The sequence below is a fragment of the Flavobacterium sp. P3_A6 genome (genome assembly GCF_056403035.1).
Genome location: NZ_JBFUGG010000021.1, coordinates 24,123 through 44,512, shown reverse-complemented (window position 1 = coordinate 44,512; position 20,390 = coordinate 24,123). Strand labels below are relative to the sequence as shown.

The window sequence follows — 20,390 nt, the reverse complement described above, 5'->3', positions numbered from 1 at the left end:
GATAACGAATTTAGCAGAATTTTTTTTTCGAACAATATGGTTTAACGCTCTTTAACAATGATTAACAATTCATTAATAGTTTGTACTTTTGTGTGATAAAATGGAAATAAAAATGCAATTAGAATTTTACAAATACCAAGGTGCTGGAAACGATTTTGTTATGATTGACAATCGTTCTGGATTTTTCCCAAAAGAGAATACACAGCTGATTGCCCATTTGTGCGACAGACGTTTTGGGATAGGAGGTGACGGACTTATTTTGCTAGAAAACGACTCGGAAACTGATTTTAAAATGGTGTATTACAACTCCGATGGAAATCAAAGTTCAATGTGTGGGAATGGAGGTCGTTGTTTGGTCGCTTTCGCCAAAGATATGGAAGTGATTGAAAACGAAACTACTTTCATTGCGACAGATGGTTTGCATCATGCTTCATTTGAAGATAATGGATTGGTTTCATTGCAGATGATTGATGTCTCCGCAATAGATATTAAAAAGGATTATTCGTTCCTGAACACCGGTTCACCTCATCATGTGCAAATGGTTGAAGATTTGGAACATTATAATGTAAAAGAAAATGGTGCATCGATTCGTTATGGCGAATTATATGGTAAGCCGGGGAGTAACGTTAATTTTGTAAAAAAAATAGACGATACCACCTTTAGGCTTCGTACCTATGAAAGAGGGGTTGAAGATGAAACATTAGCTTGCGGAACTGGAGCCACTGCAGTCGCAATAGCTATGAATGCTACTGGTCAAACCGAAGCCACTTCCATTAATGTAAATGTTGAGGGAGGCAAACTGGTCGTTTCATTTGATAAAAATGAAAATGGTTTTACAAATGTTTTCCTAAAAGGCCCTGCAGAATTTGTATTTAAGGGGATGATTGAGGTTTAAGATTTCTATATTTTAAATTTAAAGGCTTAACCATAAATGACAAAAAATCAAAAAACAGTTTTAATAACTGGTGCGAATTCAGGTATTGGAAATGCATTGGCACAAAAACTAATAGAAGAAGGGTATTTTGTTATTGGAACTTCCCGCAGCGGTAAAATTGAGAATATAAATTCAGAAAATATTTTTGTAGTTGAACTGGATGTTACAAAAGAGGAATCCATTATTAATGCTAATTCGGTAATTAGAAGTAAATTTAAAACAGTTGATATTTTAGTAAATAATGCTGGAATTGCACTAGATTTGGATACTGCTTCCGTAAATATGGATTTTTTAAAAGCAACTTTTGAAACTAATGTTTTCGGGCTGGTGAATTTTACCGAAACGATTTTGGACTGCTTAAGCGATGGCGGGCAAATTATTAATATTTCTTCTATTATGGGGACTTTGGATAGAGCTGCTAAAACTGATGCTACAGCCTACAGAATGTCCAAAACTGCTGTGAATATGTACACGAAGACGCTCTCGGCACGATTATCAAATCGGATAAAAGTGGTTTCGATTCATCCGGGTTGGGTGAAAACCAAATTAACAACTGATTCTGCACCATTAACTCCTGAGTTTTCAGCTGAAGGAATTTTTTCTTTATTGGAAAAAGATCTGCCAACTGGAACTTTTTGGAATGCCGAAACGCAAGAGGTAATGGTTTGGTAGTTTTAAATAAACTAACTTTTATTACTTCAATCTCTATATTCAATAATTTTAATTTATATTTTCTAAATGAAAACATTAAAAGGTGAGACTATTTATCTCCGAGCACTTGAGCCCAATGATTTGGAGTTTGTTTATGCCATGGAGAATGATCAGAGTATTTGGGAGGTGAGTAATACCCAAACGCCCTATAGCCGTTTTTTGGTGAAGCAGTATTTAGAAAATGCACATCAGGATATTTATGAAGCTAAACAGCTGAGATTGGCAATTTGTCAAGATGAAGATTTTCCGGCTTTGGGGTTAATTGATCTTTTTGATTTTGATCCAAAGAATAATAGGGCAGGTATTGGGATTGTGATTCAGGGCGAAGAGAATAGAAATCAGAACATTGGATCTGAAGCATTGGACTTGCTCATTAGGTATGCTTTTTATAATCTTAATTTACATCAATTATATGCAAATATTGGAACAGAAAATAAGGCAAGTATCGCTCTTTTTACTAAATTTGGTTTCCAAAAAATAGGCGTAAAGAAAGATTGGACTTTGCTAAACGGAATCTACAAGGACGAAGCGGTTTTTCAATTAATTAATAATCAATTTTAAATTTTTTTATTTTGAATCTAAAGAAAATAGTATCATTAGTATCTGTTGTATTAATATCATTGTTAATTGTTTACGGGTTTGTTTTGATGTATCAGATTTTTAGCAGTAACACAAAGTTTGAAGAAAAAGAGCTGTATGTCTATGTGCCTACGGGTTCCAATTATGAGCAGGCAAAACAAATAATCAGTCCCTATGTAAAAGATATCAGCCGTTTTGAAATGGTCGCTGAGAAAACCAGTTATCCTGAGAATGTAAAACCTGGCCGTTTTTTACTTAAAAAAGGGATGAATAGTTATGAGTTGGTCAAAGCGATGAAATTTAATGATCCAGTGAGTTTAGCTTTTAATAATCAGGAGCGCTTGGAGAATTTTGCTGGACGAGTTGGTTCTCAAATTGAACCGGACAGCTTGGAATTATTAAATACGTTTAAAGATTCTGTCTTTTTGAAAGAAAATGGTTTTACCGATGAAAATGTATTGGTTATGTTTATTCCTAACACTTATGAAATTTATTGGAATACTTCGGCAGTGAAGTTTCGTGATAAAATGATCAAGGAATACAATAATTTTTGGAATAAGGAAAGAACGGCCAAAGCAGCTGCGCAAGGCTTAACACCTATTCAAGCTACTATTTTGGCTTCAATCGTTCATAAAGAATCGGTTAAGAAAGATGAAAGACCTAGAATTGCCGGTGTTTATTTGAACCGATTAAAATTAGATATGCCATTGCAGGCTGATCCAACGGTTATTTTTGCAATGAAAAAGAAATCTAATGATTTTAATCAAGTAATAAAAAGAGTTTTCTATAATGATTTGATTATGAAATCGCCTTATAATACGTATGTTACTATTGGACTTCCTCCAGGGCCAATTGCAATGCCCGATATTACGGCACTTGAAGCTGTATTAAATCCTGAAAAGAATAATTATATTTATTTCTGTGCCAGTGTTGACCGCTTTGGGTATCATGAATTTGCAGCGACTTTAGCCGAACATAATGCTAATGCAAAAAAATATTCGGATTGGATTAACAGCCAGGGTGTACAGCGTTAGGGTTCATAACCTTAAAAGTATATTTAGAAAAGCTTCAAAATTGTTTGTGACAGTTTTGAAGCTTTTTTTCTTCTAAATCCCCCTTTTGCGAAATTTTATTTTACCAAAAATACAGTTGTGAAATCAGTATTGTATAATGGACGGAACCGGCCTCTTTTGATTTAGAAAAACAAGACTTTTTTTGCCTTAATTTTTGTTGATTCCGAACGTAAATTGTCAGCTGTGACCTTTGCAGCCATGCCTTAAAATGGATTAATTAATTGAAAATTCTTGCTTTTTTAGCTAAAACGATATCGTAAAATTAAAAATTAGTACTAATTTGTGCCTAATTTTGTGTTTTCAAGACGTTTTTGCTTTTTATAAGCAAGAATAAACTGATTTAATTTGACTGATTTTTTGATGTTTTAATGCTTTTTTTGAAATTTTGTTAACAGCAGAACGACCGCAGACTTAGTTACTTACGGGGTTTTTGTAAGAGCAGTTGATAAGTTTAAAGGATTGATTTTCAGCTTTGTTTTTTTAAGTCGTATCTTTGGGCATAGAAATTTCAATAACGTGACAGGTTTTGAAGAAAACTACTTTATGATAAAAAAATGGTATTTTTACACAACTTTAATTGTTGTAGTAGCTTTTTTAAGCTTAGGTTTTAAACCATCCAAATTAGAATCTACCCCATGGTTTCTAATTAACGAATCAGATGATACATCCTACTTGCTACCATCATTAAATGTGACAGATTATACCAATTCTGAAATTCCCTATACTGGAACTTTCTTTATTGGTTATAAAGAAGCAATCGGCTTCAAAGAGTCACAGGGAAAATACAGAAAAATCAATTCTCTTGGTTATTTAGGAAAATACCAATTTGGTATTGAAACTTTAAAATCTATCGGTATTCACGATAGCACAGCTTTCATTAACAGTCCCAAAATGCAGGAAAAAGCTTTTATAGCTTTGCTGTCTAAAAACAAATGGGAACTTAGGTACATTATTGAAAGATACGAGGGAACCGTTTTGAATGGAATCCGTATTACTGAGTCTGGAATTTTGGCGGCAGCACACCTTGCAGGTGCGGGCACTGTTAAAAAGTTTTTCAGATACAAAGGGAAACGTTGTTTTAGAGATGCTTATGGAACTTCATTGAGAAGTTATCTGAGAAAATTTGGAGGTTATGACACTTCTTTTATTGAGGCAGATAGTACAGCAAGTGTTGAGTAAATTCCCGTAATTGCAATTAATAGGCGGTTTGAAATGAATTTCAAACCGCCTATTAAATTTTAATTTGCAATAATTTCGCCATTAGAATGTACTTTTAATTTAATAACTTCATTGTTCTTTTTGAGTTTTAAATTATACTCTTTTTTTGTAATATCTCCGTTTTCCTGTGTGTAGAGATATTTGTCGTTTACAATCTGCCAGCCAGGATATGCTTTGTAAACTGAATAAATAACAGGAGGGGGAAGCATTGTGTTGTTGTATTTTTCAACCACACTAGTGAGTTTTCCTTTGGAATCATAAGTGGCGGTCAAGATACCTTTTTTTATTTCCAGTATAACAAGATAGCGATCAAAACCTTCGAAGTCTTTACCTAAATTGTAGGCAATAAATTCACTTTGAAGCTTTCTGACACTTGGATCCGGATTTTTGTCTGGGAGATAATACGAAAAATCTTTTCCTGCATTTTTGATTACAATTTCGGGAAGATCTATCGTATTTATAATCCCTTCATTGTTATCTCCAGTCATCTTATTTTGAGAATAGATGGGGGTGTATATTCCCAAAATGAGTGCTATAATAATGAGTGTTTTCATAATACTTTTTTTAATTAAAATTATATTTGAAAATTGCGTTGCAAAACAAACAGTAAGGCTTCTTCAGTATTACTTCCCCTTTTTATTTTTTCAAATCCTAACTTTAAAAGTAATTTAATTATAAAGTACTGATTGTTAATTATTTAATTAATATATGTTAATTTGTAACTGTTTTTTATTCAGATTGATACTTCTAAATTTTAAAGGTAAAGCCATATATCTCTGTTTTTTACATTATTCCATTAAAGTAGGATTATTTGGGATTATAATATGGAGCAATAATTAGCGAGCTTTGACTGATGCAGATTGTTTTAAATTTAAACCATTGCCCAACTATTTTTTGGAACAATAAAATTTGAACTTTTGGGTATATGAATGTTCTGATCTTCACTTTTCAAAAGGGAAATCACAAAAAGGCACAAGGATTTAAAGTCAATTTTTCTGAATCTTGCAGTTTGCTTTTGTGCCATCTAGCGAAATAGCTTTAATCGATTAGGATTTCTAATATTTTGATAGCCGCTTCACTAATTTTGGTACCAGGCCCAAAAACAGCTACTGCTCCAGCATCAAATAAAAATTGGTAATCTTGTGCTGGGATTACTCCTCCAACGATGACCATAATGTCTTCTCTGCCGTATTTTTTTAATTCTTCGATTACTTGAGGAACTAATGTTTTATGTCCAGCGGCCAGTGAGGACACGCCAAGAATATGCACATCGTTTTCGACGGCTTGTTTGGCCGCTTCAGCTGGGGTTTGAAATAGCGGACCTATATCCACGTCAAAACCGACATCGGCATAGCCTGTTGCAACTACTTTGGCTCCGCGGTCATGGCCATCCTGTCCCATTTTGGCAATCATTATTCTAGGACGGCGTCCTTCCTGTTTGGCAAAAAGATCTGCCAGCTGTTTTGCTTTTTCAAAGCTTTTGTCGTCTTTCATTTCTTTGCTATATACGCCGCTAAAAGATTTAATCTGTGCTTTATACCTTCCAAAAACAGTTTCCAGAGCATGGCTGATTTCTCCTAATGTACAGCGGTTTCTGGCGGCTTCAACAGCAATTTCCAATAAATTTCCTTGGGCTGTTTGAGCACAGGCGATTAATTTTTGGAGGGATTCCTGAACTTTGCTTGAGTCCCTAGTCGTTTTTATTTGGTCTAATTGTTCCAGTTGCTGCTGTCGAACCATTTGGTTGTCTACATCCAGAATCTGTAATGGGTCTTCTTTTTCTAATCGGTATTTGTTCACTCCAACGATGATATCCTGACCACTGTCTATTCTGGCTTGTTTGCGTGCAGCGGCTTCTTCAATTCGGATTTTAGGAATGCCCGTTTCAATGGCTTTGGTCATTCCGCCTAATTCTTCCACTTCTTCAATAAGTTTCCAGGCTTTTTCGACAATTTCATTGGTCAAGCTTTCTACATAATAACTTCCTGCCCAAGGATCTACTGTTTTGGTGATTTTGGTTTCTTCCTGCAGATAGATTTGGGTATTTCGGGCAATCCTTGCCGAGAAGTCGGTAGGCAAGGCAATTGCTTCGTCTAGTGCATTGGTATGTAAAGATTGTGTTCCTCCAAATACTGCAGCAGTGGCTTCAATGCATGTTCGAGCTACATTATTGAAAGGATCTTGTTCTGTTAAGCTCCAGCCCGATGTTTGGCAATGGGTTCTAAGTACCAATGATTTTTCATCTTTTGGGTTAAATTGTTTTAACAGCTTTGCCCAAATCATTCTCCCTGCTCTCATTTTTGCAATTTCCATGAAATGGTTCATTCCAACTGCCCAAAAGAAGGATAGGCGAGGAGCAAAATCATCAATTTTCATTCCCGTTGCCAATCCTGTTCTAATGTATTCCAATCCATCTGCCAATGTGTAGGCTAATTCGATATCAGCCGTTGCTCCAGCTTCCTGCATGTGGTAGCCAGAGATGGAAATAGAATTGAATTTTGGCATTTTATCGCTGGTAAATTCAAATATATCAGCAATGATTTTCATCGAAGGAGCTGGAGGATAGATGTAAGTGTTGCGCACCATGAATTCTTTTAGAATATCATTCTGAATGGTTCCGGAAAGCTGCTCGGGCATAACACCTTGTTCTTCTGCGGCAACAATATAAAAAGCCATAATTGGCAACACAGCACCATTCATCGTCATAGAAACTGACATCTCGTCCAATGGAATCTGGTCGAACAATACTTTCATGTCTTCAACAGAGTCTATAGCTACTCCCGCTTTTCCAACATCGCCAACTACACGGTCGTGATCAGAATCATACCCTCTATGAGTTGGCAGATCAAAAGCGATGGAAAGCCCTTTTTGTCCAGCTGCAAGATTCCGTCTGTAAAAAGCATTGCTTTCCTGTGCTGTAGAAAATCCTGCATATTGACGGATTGTCCAAGGTTTTCGAACATACATAGATGCGTAAGGACCGCGTAAATTGGGTGCAAAGCCAGCTGCAAAATCAAGGTGCTCGAGAGTTTCTATATCTTTTTGAGAATAAGTCTTTTGAAGCTCAATTCCTTCAGCAGTTAGGAAATTCTCAGTCTGCAGTCTGCAGTCTGCAGTCTGAAAATCTTCTTTAAGCGTTATATGTTGTAAATCTTTTCTTTTCATTTTTTTGACTTTCATCGTTTCAGTCAGAAACCAAATTGATTTTTATTGTTTATTGAAAAACTGAATATTGAATGCATGAATTTTATTACTCATTTGCTAGACGCTCCTGTTCCAATTTTTCTGCCAATCGTTTTTCAATAATTGGTGTAATCAATGTTTTTCGGGGTTTGATTTTTACAAAAGGAAATAATTCTAAATCCTGTTTCATTTTGTCATTTTTGTTGGGATATTTATTGGTACCCAACAGCGTTTCTTTGCCTGAATCAAAAAGAGCTTGTTCTGCATCAGCACTTTCTTGGATTTTTCTTTTGATAACGCCGTCATTCAGCTGTTTCAGGAATCCGCCTTTGGCTTCAATATCTTTAAATAATACCAATGCTTTTTCTGCCAATTGATTAGTTAAGCTTTCAATATAATAACTGCCCTCTGCCGGATTATCTACTTTGTCAAAATAACTTTCGTTTTTTAGAATCAACAATTGATTTCGGGCAATTCTGTCTCCAAATTCATTGTCTTTGTGGTATAATGCATCATAAGGCAGATTTGCAATAGCATCGGCACCGCCAAGAATCGCGCTCATGCATTCTGTTGTGGTGCGAAGCATATTGACATTATAATCGTAAATGGTTTTGTTGCGTTTTGTGGGAGTCACTATTATGTGGCAATCTAAATTGTGATCATATTCATCAGCTATTTTTTTAAACAGTATTCGGAATGCTCTCAATTTTGCGATTTCAAAGAAATAGTTGGTTCCTACTGCTATTTGAAAAACAATAGGCTGGCTAATTGTATCTATTCGGTTGAAATATTCATTCGCGTGAGCAAGGCTGTAAGCAATCTGCTGTACTATATTTGCTCCAGCATTTTGGTACAAACCGCTATTAATGCTGATAAATGAAAGCGATGAAGTTTCTTTGGCAAGTATATTTAGTGTTTCAAAGTTGTTTTTTTCTGGTGTATGAAACCAATTTCCGTCTTTGGCTAATTGCCCTATTGGATCTAACAGGCAAAAGACAGCTGCTTTTTTATCTTTTGCAAATGCATCAATTTTTTTAACGAAATCGATTGAAATGAATTGGAAATAAAAGTAAACGGCAATTTCTTCCAAAGGAAGTCTTTCTAATAATTTTGCAATGTTTATATTTTTATCTGGAATGGTAAAACGAAGGCTTTCGGCTCCACGATTAATGGCATCCAGAGCTTTTTCAATGGATTTATCAAGATCAAAAACAAATATATTTTGGCAAATTCTGAATTGAGATGCTTTTGTAGAAACGGCATGCTTTTTAGTGAAATCTTCTTTATCATAAAATGGCTTCACTTTGATGTCTTCAGGAGAATTCCAGATTAAGGTTTCATTATAATCGGCTCCTTTGAGTTCAAATTGAATTTTTTGTTTCCAAAGTTTTGCAGAAACCGGGCTGAAATCATCGAATAAATTCTTGGCCATTTTAAGTGTAATTAGATTTAATATGCGGCAGGATTATTTTTTATTCACGGTATCACCGTCAAATTGGATGATATAAATATCTTCACTATCTTTTTTCATATAGTATTTTTCACGAGCATATTTCTCTATCTGCAAGGGATTTTTTAACTGTTTGATGTTTTCTTCATCTTTCCTGATTTCTTCTTGATAATAAGTAGCATTATCCTCCAGTTCGTCAATTTGCTTGTCTAAAAAGCGATGCTCAAAATAGGAGTAATTATCAAGGAAAACCATCCAGACTAAAAATGATAATGAGACCCAAACGTACTTGTTGCTCAAAATTTTAAACCAATAGCTGTTTTTAAAAGGGTTCTTCATTGGGTTTTTTGCCTAATTTTAATAGAAAATCGAGATTTTGTTTCGGATTACTTTAATTTTTACTAAAAAGTAAAAATCTGTTGCGTTTTAATCTGCAATAAAATTACAATAAAATTATAAAATACGCTGATTAATTACAGCACGAACCACATCGATTGCTACAGTGTTAAATTTATCATTTGGAATAATAATATCGGCAAAAGCTTTTGTAGGTTCTATGAATTGTTCATGCATAGGTTTTAGGGTGCTTTGATAGCGGTTCAGAACTTCATTCATATCCCTTCCGCGTTCGGCAATGTCTCTTTTCATACGGCGGATTAAGCGTTCGTCAGAGTCAGCGTGAACAAATATTTTTATGTCAAAAAGGTTTCTTAATTCGGGATTGGTCAAAATTAATATGCCTTCCACAATCATTACTTTTCTTGGATGCGTAACAACGATATCATCTGTTCTGTTGTGCTGTACAAAAGAATATACTGGCTGGTTGATTGTGTTTCCGGCCTTTAATTCTTTGAGATGCGCTACCAGCAATTCAAAATCAATAGCTCTTGGATGGTCAAAATTGATATGGGATCGGTCTTCGTAACTCAGATCGTGAGTTTGTTTGTAGTAGGAGTCTTGAGCAATAATACCAACTTCGGCTTCGGGCAGTTCATTCATGATTTGATGTACTACTGTTGTCTTTCCAGACCCTGTTCCTCCTGCGATTCCTATGATGAGCATAACTAAATTGTTTGTTTATGCTGCAAAAATAGAAATAATTATATTGATATGAGAATAGTTTTTAGTCATTCGTTTTTTGGTTTCGGGTTTTATCAGTTAGAGTCGATAATAAGTAACTTTTTTTTAGTTTTTAAAAGGGCATTGCTAAATTTCTTTATTTTCTAGGTTTTTTCGAGCAGTTGAGTTAATCAGACCACCAAATTTGTTCCCTTCAAAAACGGTCTAAATTTTAATAATTTAAGTTTTTGGAATGGTTCTCTTTCCCATGTGAAAATTAATATTTTAACGAGTATAAATTTTCTTTTTTGAAATTTTAGTGATGTTGATTATATTGTGTATTAATATAATTATTATATATTGACTGTTAAAATGTATAATTTTTTATGTATTGTGTTTTTTTATTGATAAAAAAATATAAAATTACCAATATGACCTTCTTTTTTTTCCAATTTGCCCCTGATGAATCATTTCGGTTAAACATTACTTTGTATTTGCAATTATGACTAATGCTGTATTGTTATTATAGGGTTGGCTAAATTGCTTTTTTTGCCGAAAAACCATCAATAACGAGCATTATTTTAACTGATGTATGGAGTATTAACAGATTCTTAGTATTTGGCTGCAGCTACAATTCTATCGATAATTTTTAACCAAAATAATACAGCCTATGAATAGACCTTATGATTAATTGAAAAAATGCATTATACTATAGGGAGTCTTTTTAGCTAATTTTTGAAAAAGAAATTACAAATGAAAAAAGAGTCTGAATATTTTAATGCATTATTTAAACTCTTATGCTAATACTATTAAAAATAGATTTTTACGGTATTGATATAGGAGATTGTACAGGATACAGAATATTAATTTAACAATTTAAACTATTTTATGTCAATGAAAAAAAAATATGTACTTATGTTAGGCATCATTTTATGTGCCTGCTCAAAAGATGAGGTTGTGGAAGCTAATCAGGCAAATGCAGCAGACAATACACTTGAAATTGAGAATACGGCCGTAAGCAGTCATTCTTTAACTGCCAAGGTTGGAGCTGCATCGATTGCAGGGTTAAATTGGGCTGACGGGCGTGATAATTTTGTGGATGGCTGGGTTATTATCTCGGGATTGGAAGCAGGAGACACTTATGCTACAGTTGTTGCCAAAACAGATGCTGTTTTAAATGGTTTTACAAGTAAAATAAGTGGAGTTAATACGATACGCATCCCAATTAATCCACCATCAGTTGCAGAGAGTTGGTGGGCTAGTTATCAAGGAGTAATAGATAAAGCGACAAGTAAAGGCTGGAAAGTTATTATTGCCTGTTGGGAGTCTTCATCCTCAAAGGATGGCATCATTGACAATACAACAGCTTTTTGGAGTATGTGGAATACAGTAATAACTAAATATCAAAGCAACGGGAATGTATATTTTGAACCATTCAACGAGCCTCATGGCTATACTTTATCCCAGCTAACAGGTATTTATGCTCAATTTCTTTCTAATTATTCAGCTGTTCCAAAAGGAAGAATAATCTTGGATGGAATAGGATACTCTGAGAATGTTACGGGAGTCGGAGCAGATAGCCGTTTTAATGGCTGTTTACTTGGACTGCATAATTATGCCTATTGGGCCACCAGATCTGTCACTCAATGGAGAGCGGATTGGCGCAGTCGAATAGGAAGTTATGGCAGCCGCACAGTGATTACTGAATTTGGTGCCACGATGAACTCAGGTAAAGATTATCAAAATGGAAGTCAGTCCGATAATGAAATTGCTTATATAGTGGCAACCAGCGATGTATGCAGAACTGATAATATTGCCAGTGTTTATTGGCCAGGTTTAAGAGATGGTGACTCCTATAGCTTATTTAACAGAGGTGGCAGCGGAACCAACATTTCCATTAACACAGTTAACAGTTCCGGCGTATTCCGCGTAAGATACGGTTGGGGTGAGAATTAATTAAAAATTTATAATGGAAGAAGGTCAGTGATGACCTTCTTTTTTATATCCGATCCCTGTGAGAACGAGCGGGGAATTTCAAAGAAATGCACAACATAATACAACAAATAAAATCAGGAATACGAACGATTCAAACACATGTAAATCGAGGGCATCTACAAAAGTATTCAGATGAATGCTTTTTCTGCTTGAATCGTTCTTATCCATATGGAAAGGTAGTGTATCACTAATTGTGTAAGGAAAAAAGTTATTTCTGAAAAATATTTTTGAGTTATGAGAGGCTCAAATATTTTTCGAAATAACTTTTTTCCTTTTTTATACATTACGCAGTTATGATTGACAAAGACGAATTATCAAATAACAGCACTCTAAAATCAAGCTGCCCACAAAAAGATATACACTATTTGGGGCTTTTACTCGTCGTAGACGAGTACCAGATTCTGTATATGAAATAATTTTTTCTTTGCTCATTTTTGAATTTAAGAATTTTAAAACAATGTAAATTTCACCGTTTTACGGTGCTTTTTTGCGCTTGATATTGATATACCCCTTTTATTTTATTGTAAAGCCCCTCATATCTTATGTGATGTTATCTAAATTTGTATGGCAGTTTTTATTTTGGATTTTACTTGTTTTCATTTGAGGGAATATATTTCTAATAATTATGGATCAAGTTAATTTGGAATAAAATCTGAGCATTAAATTTTAAAACCCGATTTTTAAAAATAATTAAATGAAAAAAATTGTATTAGCACTTGCTTTGTTTTTAAGTCTCCAAAATAATTTTGCCCAGAATAACGAATGGGAAAATCCTCAAATTTTGGACAGAGGAAAAGAAGCGGGCAGAAGCTCTTTTCTTTTATTCAGTAATGAAGCTGAGTTGAAAGGCAATAATCCTCAAAAATCAGAACTGTATCAGAGTTTGAACGGAAACTGGAAATTTAATATTGTTAAAAATCCATCTCAAAGACCAATGGAATTTTTTGCCGCAAATTTGGATGATAAGAACTGGAAAAACATTCAAGTGCCTTCTAATTGGGAAATGCAGGGTTATGACATTCCAATTTATACCAATATTACTTATCCATTTCCTAAAAATCCTCCTTTTATAAATGGCGATTATAATCCTGTTGGGACTTACAGACGCACTTTTGAAGTAGCAGATTCATGGAAGGACAAAGAAATTATACTTCATTTTGCTTCTATTTCAGGTTATGCCAGAGTATTCCTGAACGGAAAAGAAGTGGGAATGACAAAGGCATCTAAAACGCCAGCCGAATTTAATATTACTTCTTTTTTGCAAAAAGGAAATAATTTGATTGCTGTACAGGTATTCCGCTGGCATGACGGAAGTTACTTAGAAGATCAGGATTTTTGGAGATTAAGCGGGATTGAGCGCGATGTTTATTTGCAGGCAATGCCTAAAACTGCAATTTGGGATTATTTTGTAAAGAGCGAATTAGATAATCTATATAAAAACGGGATTTTTAATCTTGATGTTACTTTAAAGTATTTCGAAAACAATAAAATTAAAAATCCGGCTGTAAAGGTTGAATTGTTTGACAATGAAGGAAACACTGTTTTCTCAGAAAATAAAAAAGTAAACGCAAAAGAACAAAAAATCAGTTTTGAAAAAACAATCGAAAATGTAAAACAATGGAATGCCGAAATACCAAATTTGTACCGATATACCATTACATTACTGGACAATAAAGGAAAAATTCTGGAAATTATTTCTAAAAAAACAGGTTTTAGAAAAGTTGAAATCAAAGATGCCAGATTGTTAGTGAATGGCAAGGCGGTTATGGTAAAAGGAGTTAATATTCATGAGCATGATGATGAAAAAGGGCATGTTCCAAATGAAAAACTTACGATGAAAGATCTTCAGTTAATGAAAGAACATAATATTAACGCTATCAGAATGAGCCATTATCCGCATGATACTCATATTTATGATTTATGTGATGAATATGGTTTTTATGTGGTGGATGAAGCTAATATCGAGAGTCACGCAATGGGTGCTGAGTGGCAAAACAGGTTTGATAAAACAAAACATCCGTCTTATTTACCGGAATGGGCGCCGGCGCATCTAGACCGTATCCATAGAATGTTTGCAATAGATAAAAATCATCCGTCAATTATCATCTGGTCTTTAGGAAACGAGTGCGGAAACGGTCCTGTTTTTTATGATGCCTACGATTGGTTGAAAAAAGAAGATACTACTCGTCCGGTTCAGTTTGAGCAGGCTGGAGAGAATAGAAATACTGATATTGTAGCTCCTATGTATCCAGGAATTAAAAGCATGAAGGATTACGCTGATTCTGATAAAACTCGTCCTTATATAATGTGCGAGTATGCACATGCTATGGGAAACAGCAGTGGGAATTTTCAGGAATATTGGGATATTATCAATAGCAGTAAACGTATGCAGGGCGGTTTTATCTGGGATTGGGTAGATCAGGGAATTAAAACTAAAAATGACAAAGGGGAAGTTTTTTGGGCATACGGAGGCGATTTGGGAGGTGCTGATCTGCAAAATGACGAAAATGGCTGTGCTGACGGACTTATATTTTCGGACAGAACTCCAAAACCAGCTTTAGAGGAAGTGAAAAAAGTATATCAAAACATTCAATTTCAGCTGAATAATGAAACTGATTTAGTGGTAACCAATCATTTTAATTTTACCAACCTTTCTAATTATACATTTAAATGGGAATTGATTAAAAACGGGTCAAAAGCCAAGTCTGGTGAATTTAGTTTAGATGTGAACCCGGAAGAAAGCAAAAATGCTGTTTTGGATATAGGACAGCTTGATGATAATTCAGAATATTTTTTAAATGTTTTCGCAGTTTCAAAATATGATGCTCCTTTGGTTGCGAAGGGATTTGAGTTTGCCAGAGCACAATTTTCAATAGGAAAAGGGAATTATTTTATAAATAATACCATAGCAAAAAGTGGGTCTAAATTAAAATATTCCGTTAAAAACAATGTAATTTCTTTTGAAACGGAGGGTATTGCAGGAGAATTTGATCTGCAAAAAGGAGTAATATTGAAATATAGTTTGAAAAATGGGACTGCTATTTTTACCAATTTTCCAACACCGTATTTCTGGCGCGCGCCAACGGATAATGATTTTGGAAACGAAATGCCGAAAAAATTAGCGATTTGGAAAGAAGCAACAAAAAATGTAGCTGTTGTAAGTGTTAATTTGGATAAAAATACTGCCGAAGGGTTACTTATAAAAGTGGCTTATAAGTTAGCCGAAGCTGATGTTCCTTACACTGTAGATTATTTGATTCAGAATAATGGTTCCATAAAAGTTGTTGCAGCTATTGATTTAACTGGAAAAGATTTACCTGAACTGCCTCGTTTCGGAATGCGCGCAAAATTAAGCGGAGCGTTTGAAAATTTAAATTATTACGGAAGAGGACCTTGGGAAAATTATTCGGATAGAAATTCGGCTTCATTTATTGGAGAATATTCAGATAAAGTAATGAATCAGTATGCCAGAAATTATATCCGCCCTCAGGAGTCAGGTTATAAAACAGATATTCGCTGGCTGACTTTAAAAAATGCAAATGGGCAAGGTTTAAAAATTGAAGGACTGCAGCCGATTGGTTTTAGTGCATTGAACATTTCGACAGAAGATTTGGATCCGGGAAAAAATAAGGCGCAGCGTCATCCTTCAGATTTAAATTTAAACTCAAAAGAAGCAGTTTACCTGCATGTAGATTACAAACAAAGAGGTCTTGGCGGAGATGACAGCTGGGGAAGACCACCTCATGATCCTTATCGATTATTGGATAAGAAGTATTCTTATTCTTATATAATTTCTTTAGTTAATTAGTTACTGGTTTTTGTGTGTTTTTAAAAACCTATGATCTTCTTCATAGGTTTTTTCTAATTTCAGAGGTTAATTTTATAAGAGCAATTTGAGCCTCGATTAATAGCGGATTTAGTAATATCTTAGCCGTTTTAGACTTTTAAAAAAATTAAAAGAATAGATTTATAAAAAACTTTATATTCAATCGCAAACACAATATATTTTGAAAAATAGAATCCTTTTATTTTTAATACTTTTTGTTTGTTTTTCGGCCAAACCTCAGGCTTCAGGTTCATCTATTTCTAAATATGGACAAAAAAAATATGATGTTGGATACATTGGTATTAAGGATGGACTTGCTAATAATGCCGTTACTTCTGTTTACAAAGACAAACGGGGTTTGATGTGGTTTGGCACTTATGACGGAATAAGCAGGTACGATGGATATAGTTTTTTAAGTTTCAGAAATGAGCCTAATGATGCCAATTCGTTAATTAATAACAGGGTTGTAAGTATTTGTGGGACTCAAAATGAAATTTGGATTGGCACAAAAGGAGGAATAAGCGTTTATAATTATTTGAGCAATCGGTTTACCACAAAGCATTATATAGATGCTAAAACCTCTAAAAGTGAACTGATAGATTTTGTTGTCAATGAAATTATAGATTACAAAACAGATATGTATATCGCCACTGCAGGCAGAGGGTTACTTTATTATGCTGGAAAAGAAGATAAAACCATACAGATTCCGCTTTATATAAAAGGAAAATTACGATGGGATTACCATGTTCAGGGAATGGATTTTGATAAATCCGGTCAATTATGGTGTTCAGTTCCAGGAGCTGGACTTGTGACTCTGGATGCATCAGCAAAAAAACTTTCTGTAGTGTTTTCTGAAGTTACAGGGAGTGGCTGTGTTTTATATGACAGCTATTCAAATGTTTGGGTTGGGATTGAAGAAGGCTTGCTAAAATACAATACCGTAAATAAAACACATCGTGTGTACACGAATCAGGAAATTATGTACCCTATTTCTGATATGATGTGTAAGTCCGATACAAAAGAACTTTGGATTGCTACAAATGGCAACGGCATCGTTAAATACAATTATAAATCGGATACTTTTTCTTTACTAAATGCGGGTTTGGAGGAAGAAAAACTCAATAGTAATGCAATTTCATCTTTATGTTTAGATGATAAAAACAGAGTTTGGATTGGAACCTTACGAGGTGGTGTTAATAAGATTGAGGAAAGAAAAAGCCCTTTTACGACAGTTTCTAAAAATGAAAAAATAAAAAATACTTTGCCAAGCGATTTTATTCTTTCGTTATCTGAGCAGGATAATGAGCATCTTTGGATAGGAACAGACGGAGGAGGTGCAAGTTTATGGAACAGAAAGAATAATACATTTACAAATTATTCTTATGATGCCAAAAATCCAAATTCGCTGTCTAATAATTTTGTGACTGCAATTATAAAAGACAGTAAAGGAACTTGGTTTGGAACTTATGGAGGAGGAATTTGCTTTTTTAGCTCTCAGTCCCATAGTTTTAAAAAATACAATCTTTTTAATCCTAAAACCAATGTAATTCAAAAGAATATTTGGGTATTGTTTCGGGCTAAAGACAATGTTTTATGGGTGGCTTCTCCAGATGAAGAAGGGTTGTACCGCTATAATGAAACAAGCGACAAATTCGATTTTGTGGATGCAAAAATCAGAGGAATTATTTCGATGGCAGAAGACAAGGATGGAAATCTTTGGATAGGAAATTTTACAAAACTGATTCAATTCAATCCGGTAACAATGAAACGGAAAGAGATTGATGCAAAATATCCTGTGAGGTCTATTGTTTCTCATTCGAGTGCAAAAATGCTCGTGGGTACCGAGGGAGGAGGTTTGATGATTTTTAATCCGCAGACTTTTGAGAAAAAAATCCTGACCCAAAGCAATGGCATTTCAAATAACTCAGTTTTAAATATTGTTAAAGATAATCAGGGAGCTTACTGGTGCAGTACCTATAACGGAATATTTGTATATAATGCCGATAGCGGAAAAATCACAAGTTATAATGATGCTGACGGACTTCAAAGCAATCAGTTTAATTACAATGCAGCGCTGAAACTCTCTTCGGGAGAAATAGTTTTTGGAGGAATTAAAGGCTTTAATATTATTGATACAAAAATAAACAGCCAAATTCATGATTTTCCAAAGCTAATCATCACTTCCATAAAAGTAAATAACAAAGTTTTTGATCAATCGGGTTTAGCAGCTTTTGGAATTGACAAACTAGAATTGCCTTATGAGGAATCGATGCTGAATATCGAATTTGCTGCTTTAGAATACAGTTTGCCTGAAAAAATATCCTATGCCTATTTTTTAGAGGGATGGGATTCGCAATGGCATTATGTTGATAATATTAGAAATGCAAATTATTCCAGAATAACAGAAGGGGATTATGTGCTGAAAATTAAATCTACAAATACAGAGGGAGTTTGGAATACAAAATCTGCTTCATTGCCAATAACTATATTACCGCCATGGTACAGAAGCGGTTTAGCCTATTTCTTATATTTTCTGGTTATTGCTTTTATTATTTATGTAGTTAACAAATACCAGCGTCAGCAGGCACAGCTTAAATATGAGGTAAGACTTTCCCAGGATTTGGCTAAACAGGAGAAGGAATTGAATGAGAAAAAAATAACTTTTTTTACTAATATTTCTCATGAGTTCAGATCGCCTTTAACAATGATTATCAATCCTTTAAAAGATATAATCTATGGTGCTGATCAGCAAATAGATCCTGGAGCCATAGAGATGGTATATAGTAATTCCAGAAGATTACTGAGTTTAGTAGACCAGTTGCTTCTTTTTAGAAAAACAGAAACAGAAACGGGAAAACTTAAAGTTGGCCAAATTGATATTGTAGAACTTTGCAAAGAGGTGTTCAGCTGTTTTGTACATTATGCCAAAACAAAAAAAATAGATTACAGTTTTAGTATTTCCGAAGAAAAATTATTCGTATATATCGATAGGGAAAAAATAGAAATGGCTTTGTTTAATCTGATTTCGAATGCTTTAAAGTTTACGGAAAAAGAAAAAGGAACAGTTACGGTTAACCTTCGCTGCGTAGATAATGAAGTCATTATAAATGTGGTTGATAATGGAGAAGGAGTTTCGGATGCGGATAAAGACAAAATATTTAATTTGTTCTATCAATCAAACAGAAATATCAAAAATAACCGTAAAGGATTCGGTATTGGTCTTTATCTGGTGAAACAGTTTGTTGATCAGCATTATGGTGAAGTGAGCTGTCGCGATAATGAAAAGGGAGGAGCAATTTTTGAAATTAAATTACTTCTGGGAAAAGAACATTTTGGAGATATAGAAATTCGGGAAGACTTAAATGAGAGAACCTTGTTCTTGGAAGAAGCTTTGGAAGCAACAGAGATACACGAAAATGTATTGCAAACAGCTGAAGAACCTGAAAATATTGATGATTTAGTAAAGAATGCAAAAAGTATTTTGGTTGTTGATGATAATGCCCAAATACGAAACTATTTAAAGCAGATACTAACTTCAAAATACCATATTACTGTAGCTGAAAGTGCAGAAGCAGCTTTAGCCATAATAAAGAAAATACAGCCCGATTTAATTATTTCTGATGTGGTTATGGGAGAAATGAATGGAGTGGCTTTTTGCAAACACATAAAAAATGATGAAGAGTTAAAGCATATTCCGGTAATATTACTCACAGGAGGAACTTCAGAAGAGGTAAAACTGAAAGGCGCCGAAGTAGGTGCGGATGATTACATTACCAAACCATTTGATAACGAATATTTATTAGCAAGAATCAGCGGAATATTAGCAAGAAGGGACAGTGAACAGAATTACCTGCTTAATTCTGTTACAAAAAAAGGGGCGGGTTTAAAGTTATCCGACGAGGATAAAAAACTGATTGACAAAATCGTTGATATAATTGATGCCAATTTAGATACCGATAATTTTAATGTAAATGATTTGGCAGAGTACTTAGGCATGAGTTATTCATTGGTTTATAAAAAAATTAAAAAAATTACAGGTAAATCGGTTTCTGAATTTACCCGTGATGTCCGTTTACGAAAAGTAGCAACATTATTAATTACTACCGATTTGCAGATAAGTCAGGCCGCTTCAATTGCGGGTTTTGGCGATATTAAATATTTCAGGAAACATTTTCAGCAGTTTTATAATTTAAATCCTTCTGAGTTTAAGAAGAAGTATCAAAACGTTAAGGACAATAAATATATACTGAATGAGAGTTTTTGGAAATCTGCCTGATTCAGTCTTGACCCGAAGAAATAAAAACGATTACAATGCGGGCTTAAATAGAGCCATGCGTAATTATTTAAAATTTAATCTAAAAA

At 34.3% G+C, this 20,390-nt stretch carries 13 protein-coding genes; 8 read left to right on the top strand and 5 right to left on the bottom strand.

Annotation, left to right across the window (positions count from 1 at the left end; all coding sequences use genetic code 11):
• The first annotated feature begins 112 nt into the window (after positions 1-112).
• The 5 genes from dapF to AC1DVP_RS17000 all read left to right on the top strand — a co-directional run bounded on the left by dapF (position 113) and on the right by AC1DVP_RS17000 (position 4,476).
• A complete protein-coding gene (gene dapF, locus AC1DVP_RS17020) occupies positions 113-895 on the top strand; it encodes a diaminopimelate epimerase (protein WP_477184684.1) in 783 nt (260 codons plus the stop codon).
• 36 nt (positions 896-931) lie between these two features.
• Entirely contained in the window at positions 932-1,606 is a 675-nt protein-coding gene (locus tag AC1DVP_RS17015) for an SDR family NAD(P)-dependent oxidoreductase (protein WP_477184683.1), read from the top strand.
• A 66-nt stretch (positions 1,607-1,672) separates the two neighbouring features.
• On the top strand, positions 1,673-2,206 hold the full coding sequence (locus AC1DVP_RS17010) for a GNAT family N-acetyltransferase (RefSeq protein WP_477184682.1): 534 nt from the start codon (positions 1,673-1,675) through the stop codon (positions 2,204-2,206).
• Positions 2,207-2,217: 11 nt separating this feature from the next.
• The gene (gene mltG, locus AC1DVP_RS17005; protein ID WP_477184681.1) at positions 2,218-3,258 is read left to right on the top strand and encodes an endolytic transglycosylase MltG; all 1,041 of its coding nucleotides are present in this window, start codon (positions 2,218-2,220) and stop codon (positions 3,256-3,258) included.
• 582 nt (positions 3,259-3,840) lie between these two features.
• Positions 3,841-4,476 (top strand): peptidoglycan-binding protein LysM, encoded by a 636-nt coding sequence (locus AC1DVP_RS17000; protein WP_477184680.1) that lies wholly within the window; start codon positions 3,841-3,843, stop codon positions 4,474-4,476.
• A 59-nt stretch (positions 4,477-4,535) separates the two neighbouring features.
• Here AC1DVP_RS17000 and AC1DVP_RS16995 read toward each other — a convergent pair whose 3' ends face one another.
• The 5 genes from AC1DVP_RS16995 to udk form a co-directional block, all read right to left on the bottom strand.
• A complete protein-coding gene (locus AC1DVP_RS16995) occupies positions 4,536-5,069 on the bottom strand; it encodes a hypothetical protein (RefSeq protein WP_477184679.1) in 534 nt (177 codons plus the stop codon).
• A 484-nt stretch (positions 5,070-5,553) separates the two neighbouring features.
• Positions 5,554-7,680 carry a methylmalonyl-CoA mutase gene (scpA, locus tag AC1DVP_RS16990; RefSeq protein ID WP_477184678.1) on the bottom strand — a complete coding sequence of 709 codons (2,127 nt, stop codon included), beginning with the start codon at positions 7,678-7,680 and terminating at the stop codon, positions 5,554-5,556.
• Between the two features lie 85 nt (positions 7,681-7,765).
• Positions 7,766-9,130, bottom strand: coding sequence for a methylmalonyl-CoA mutase subunit beta (locus tag AC1DVP_RS16985; protein ID WP_477184677.1), 1,365 nt, complete (start codon positions 9,128-9,130; stop codon positions 7,766-7,768).
• 33 nt (positions 9,131-9,163) lie between these two features.
• The gene (locus tag AC1DVP_RS16980; RefSeq protein WP_100431766.1) at positions 9,164-9,487 is read right to left on the bottom strand and encodes an FtsB family cell division protein; all 324 of its coding nucleotides are present in this window, start codon (positions 9,485-9,487) and stop codon (positions 9,164-9,166) included.
• Between the two features lie 114 nt (positions 9,488-9,601).
• Complete coding sequence (udk, locus tag AC1DVP_RS16975) at positions 9,602-10,210, bottom strand: uridine kinase (RefSeq protein WP_477184676.1); 609 nt, start codon at positions 10,208-10,210, stop codon at positions 9,602-9,604.
• 891 nt (positions 10,211-11,101) lie between these two features.
• On the opposite strand from udk, the gene AC1DVP_RS16970 reads away from it, so the two are divergent.
• The 3 genes from AC1DVP_RS16970 to AC1DVP_RS16960 all read left to right on the top strand — a co-directional run bounded on the left by AC1DVP_RS16970 (position 11,102) and on the right by AC1DVP_RS16960 (position 20,304).
• Complete coding sequence (locus AC1DVP_RS16970) at positions 11,102-12,163, top strand: cellulase family glycosylhydrolase (protein ID WP_477184675.1); 1,062 nt, start codon at positions 11,102-11,104, stop codon at positions 12,161-12,163.
• A gap of 733 nt (positions 12,164-12,896) precedes the next feature.
• A complete protein-coding gene (gene lacZ / locus AC1DVP_RS16965) occupies positions 12,897-16,010 on the top strand; it encodes a beta-galactosidase, LacZ type (protein WP_477184674.1) in 3,114 nt (1,037 codons plus the stop codon).
• Positions 16,011-16,209: 199 nt separating this feature from the next.
• Positions 16,210-20,304 (top strand): hybrid sensor histidine kinase/response regulator transcription factor, encoded by a 4,095-nt coding sequence (locus tag AC1DVP_RS16960; protein ID WP_477184673.1) that lies wholly within the window; start codon positions 16,210-16,212, stop codon positions 20,302-20,304.
• The last annotated feature ends 86 nt before the right edge of the window (positions 20,305-20,390 follow it).

Excerpts from the sequence above, each read along its gene's own strand:
- dapF (WP_477184684.1), top strand. The coding sequence starts at position 113 with ATGCAATTAGAATTTTACAAATACCAAGGTGCTGGAAACGATTTTGTT.
- AC1DVP_RS17015 (WP_477184683.1), top strand. The coding sequence starts at position 932 with ATGACAAAAAATCAAAAAACAGTTTTAATAACTGGTGCGAATTCAGGT.
- AC1DVP_RS17010 (WP_477184682.1), top strand. The coding sequence starts at position 1,673 with ATGAAAACATTAAAAGGTGAGACTATTTATCTCCGAGCACTTGAGCCC.
- AC1DVP_RS17000 (WP_477184680.1), top strand. The coding sequence starts at position 3,841 with ATGATAAAAAAATGGTATTTTTACACAACTTTAATTGTTGTAGTAGCT.
- AC1DVP_RS16995 (WP_477184679.1), bottom strand. The coding sequence starts at position 5,069 with ATGAAAACACTCATTATTATAGCACTCATTTTGGGAATATACACCCCC.
- scpA (WP_477184678.1), bottom strand. The coding sequence starts at position 7,680 with ATGAAAAGAAAAGATTTACAACATATAACGCTTAAAGAAGATTTTCAG.
- AC1DVP_RS16985 (WP_477184677.1), bottom strand. The coding sequence starts at position 9,130 with ATGGCCAAGAATTTATTCGATGATTTCAGCCCGGTTTCTGCAAAACTT.
- AC1DVP_RS16980 (WP_100431766.1), bottom strand. The coding sequence starts at position 9,487 with ATGAAGAACCCTTTTAAAAACAGCTATTGGTTTAAAATTTTGAGCAAC.
- udk (WP_477184676.1), bottom strand. The coding sequence starts at position 10,210 with ATGCTCATCATAGGAATCGCAGGAGGAACAGGGTCTGGAAAGACAACA.
- AC1DVP_RS16970 (WP_477184675.1), top strand. The coding sequence starts at position 11,102 with ATGAAAAAAAAATATGTACTTATGTTAGGCATCATTTTATGTGCCTGC.
- lacZ (WP_477184674.1), top strand. The coding sequence starts at position 12,897 with ATGAAAAAAATTGTATTAGCACTTGCTTTGTTTTTAAGTCTCCAAAAT.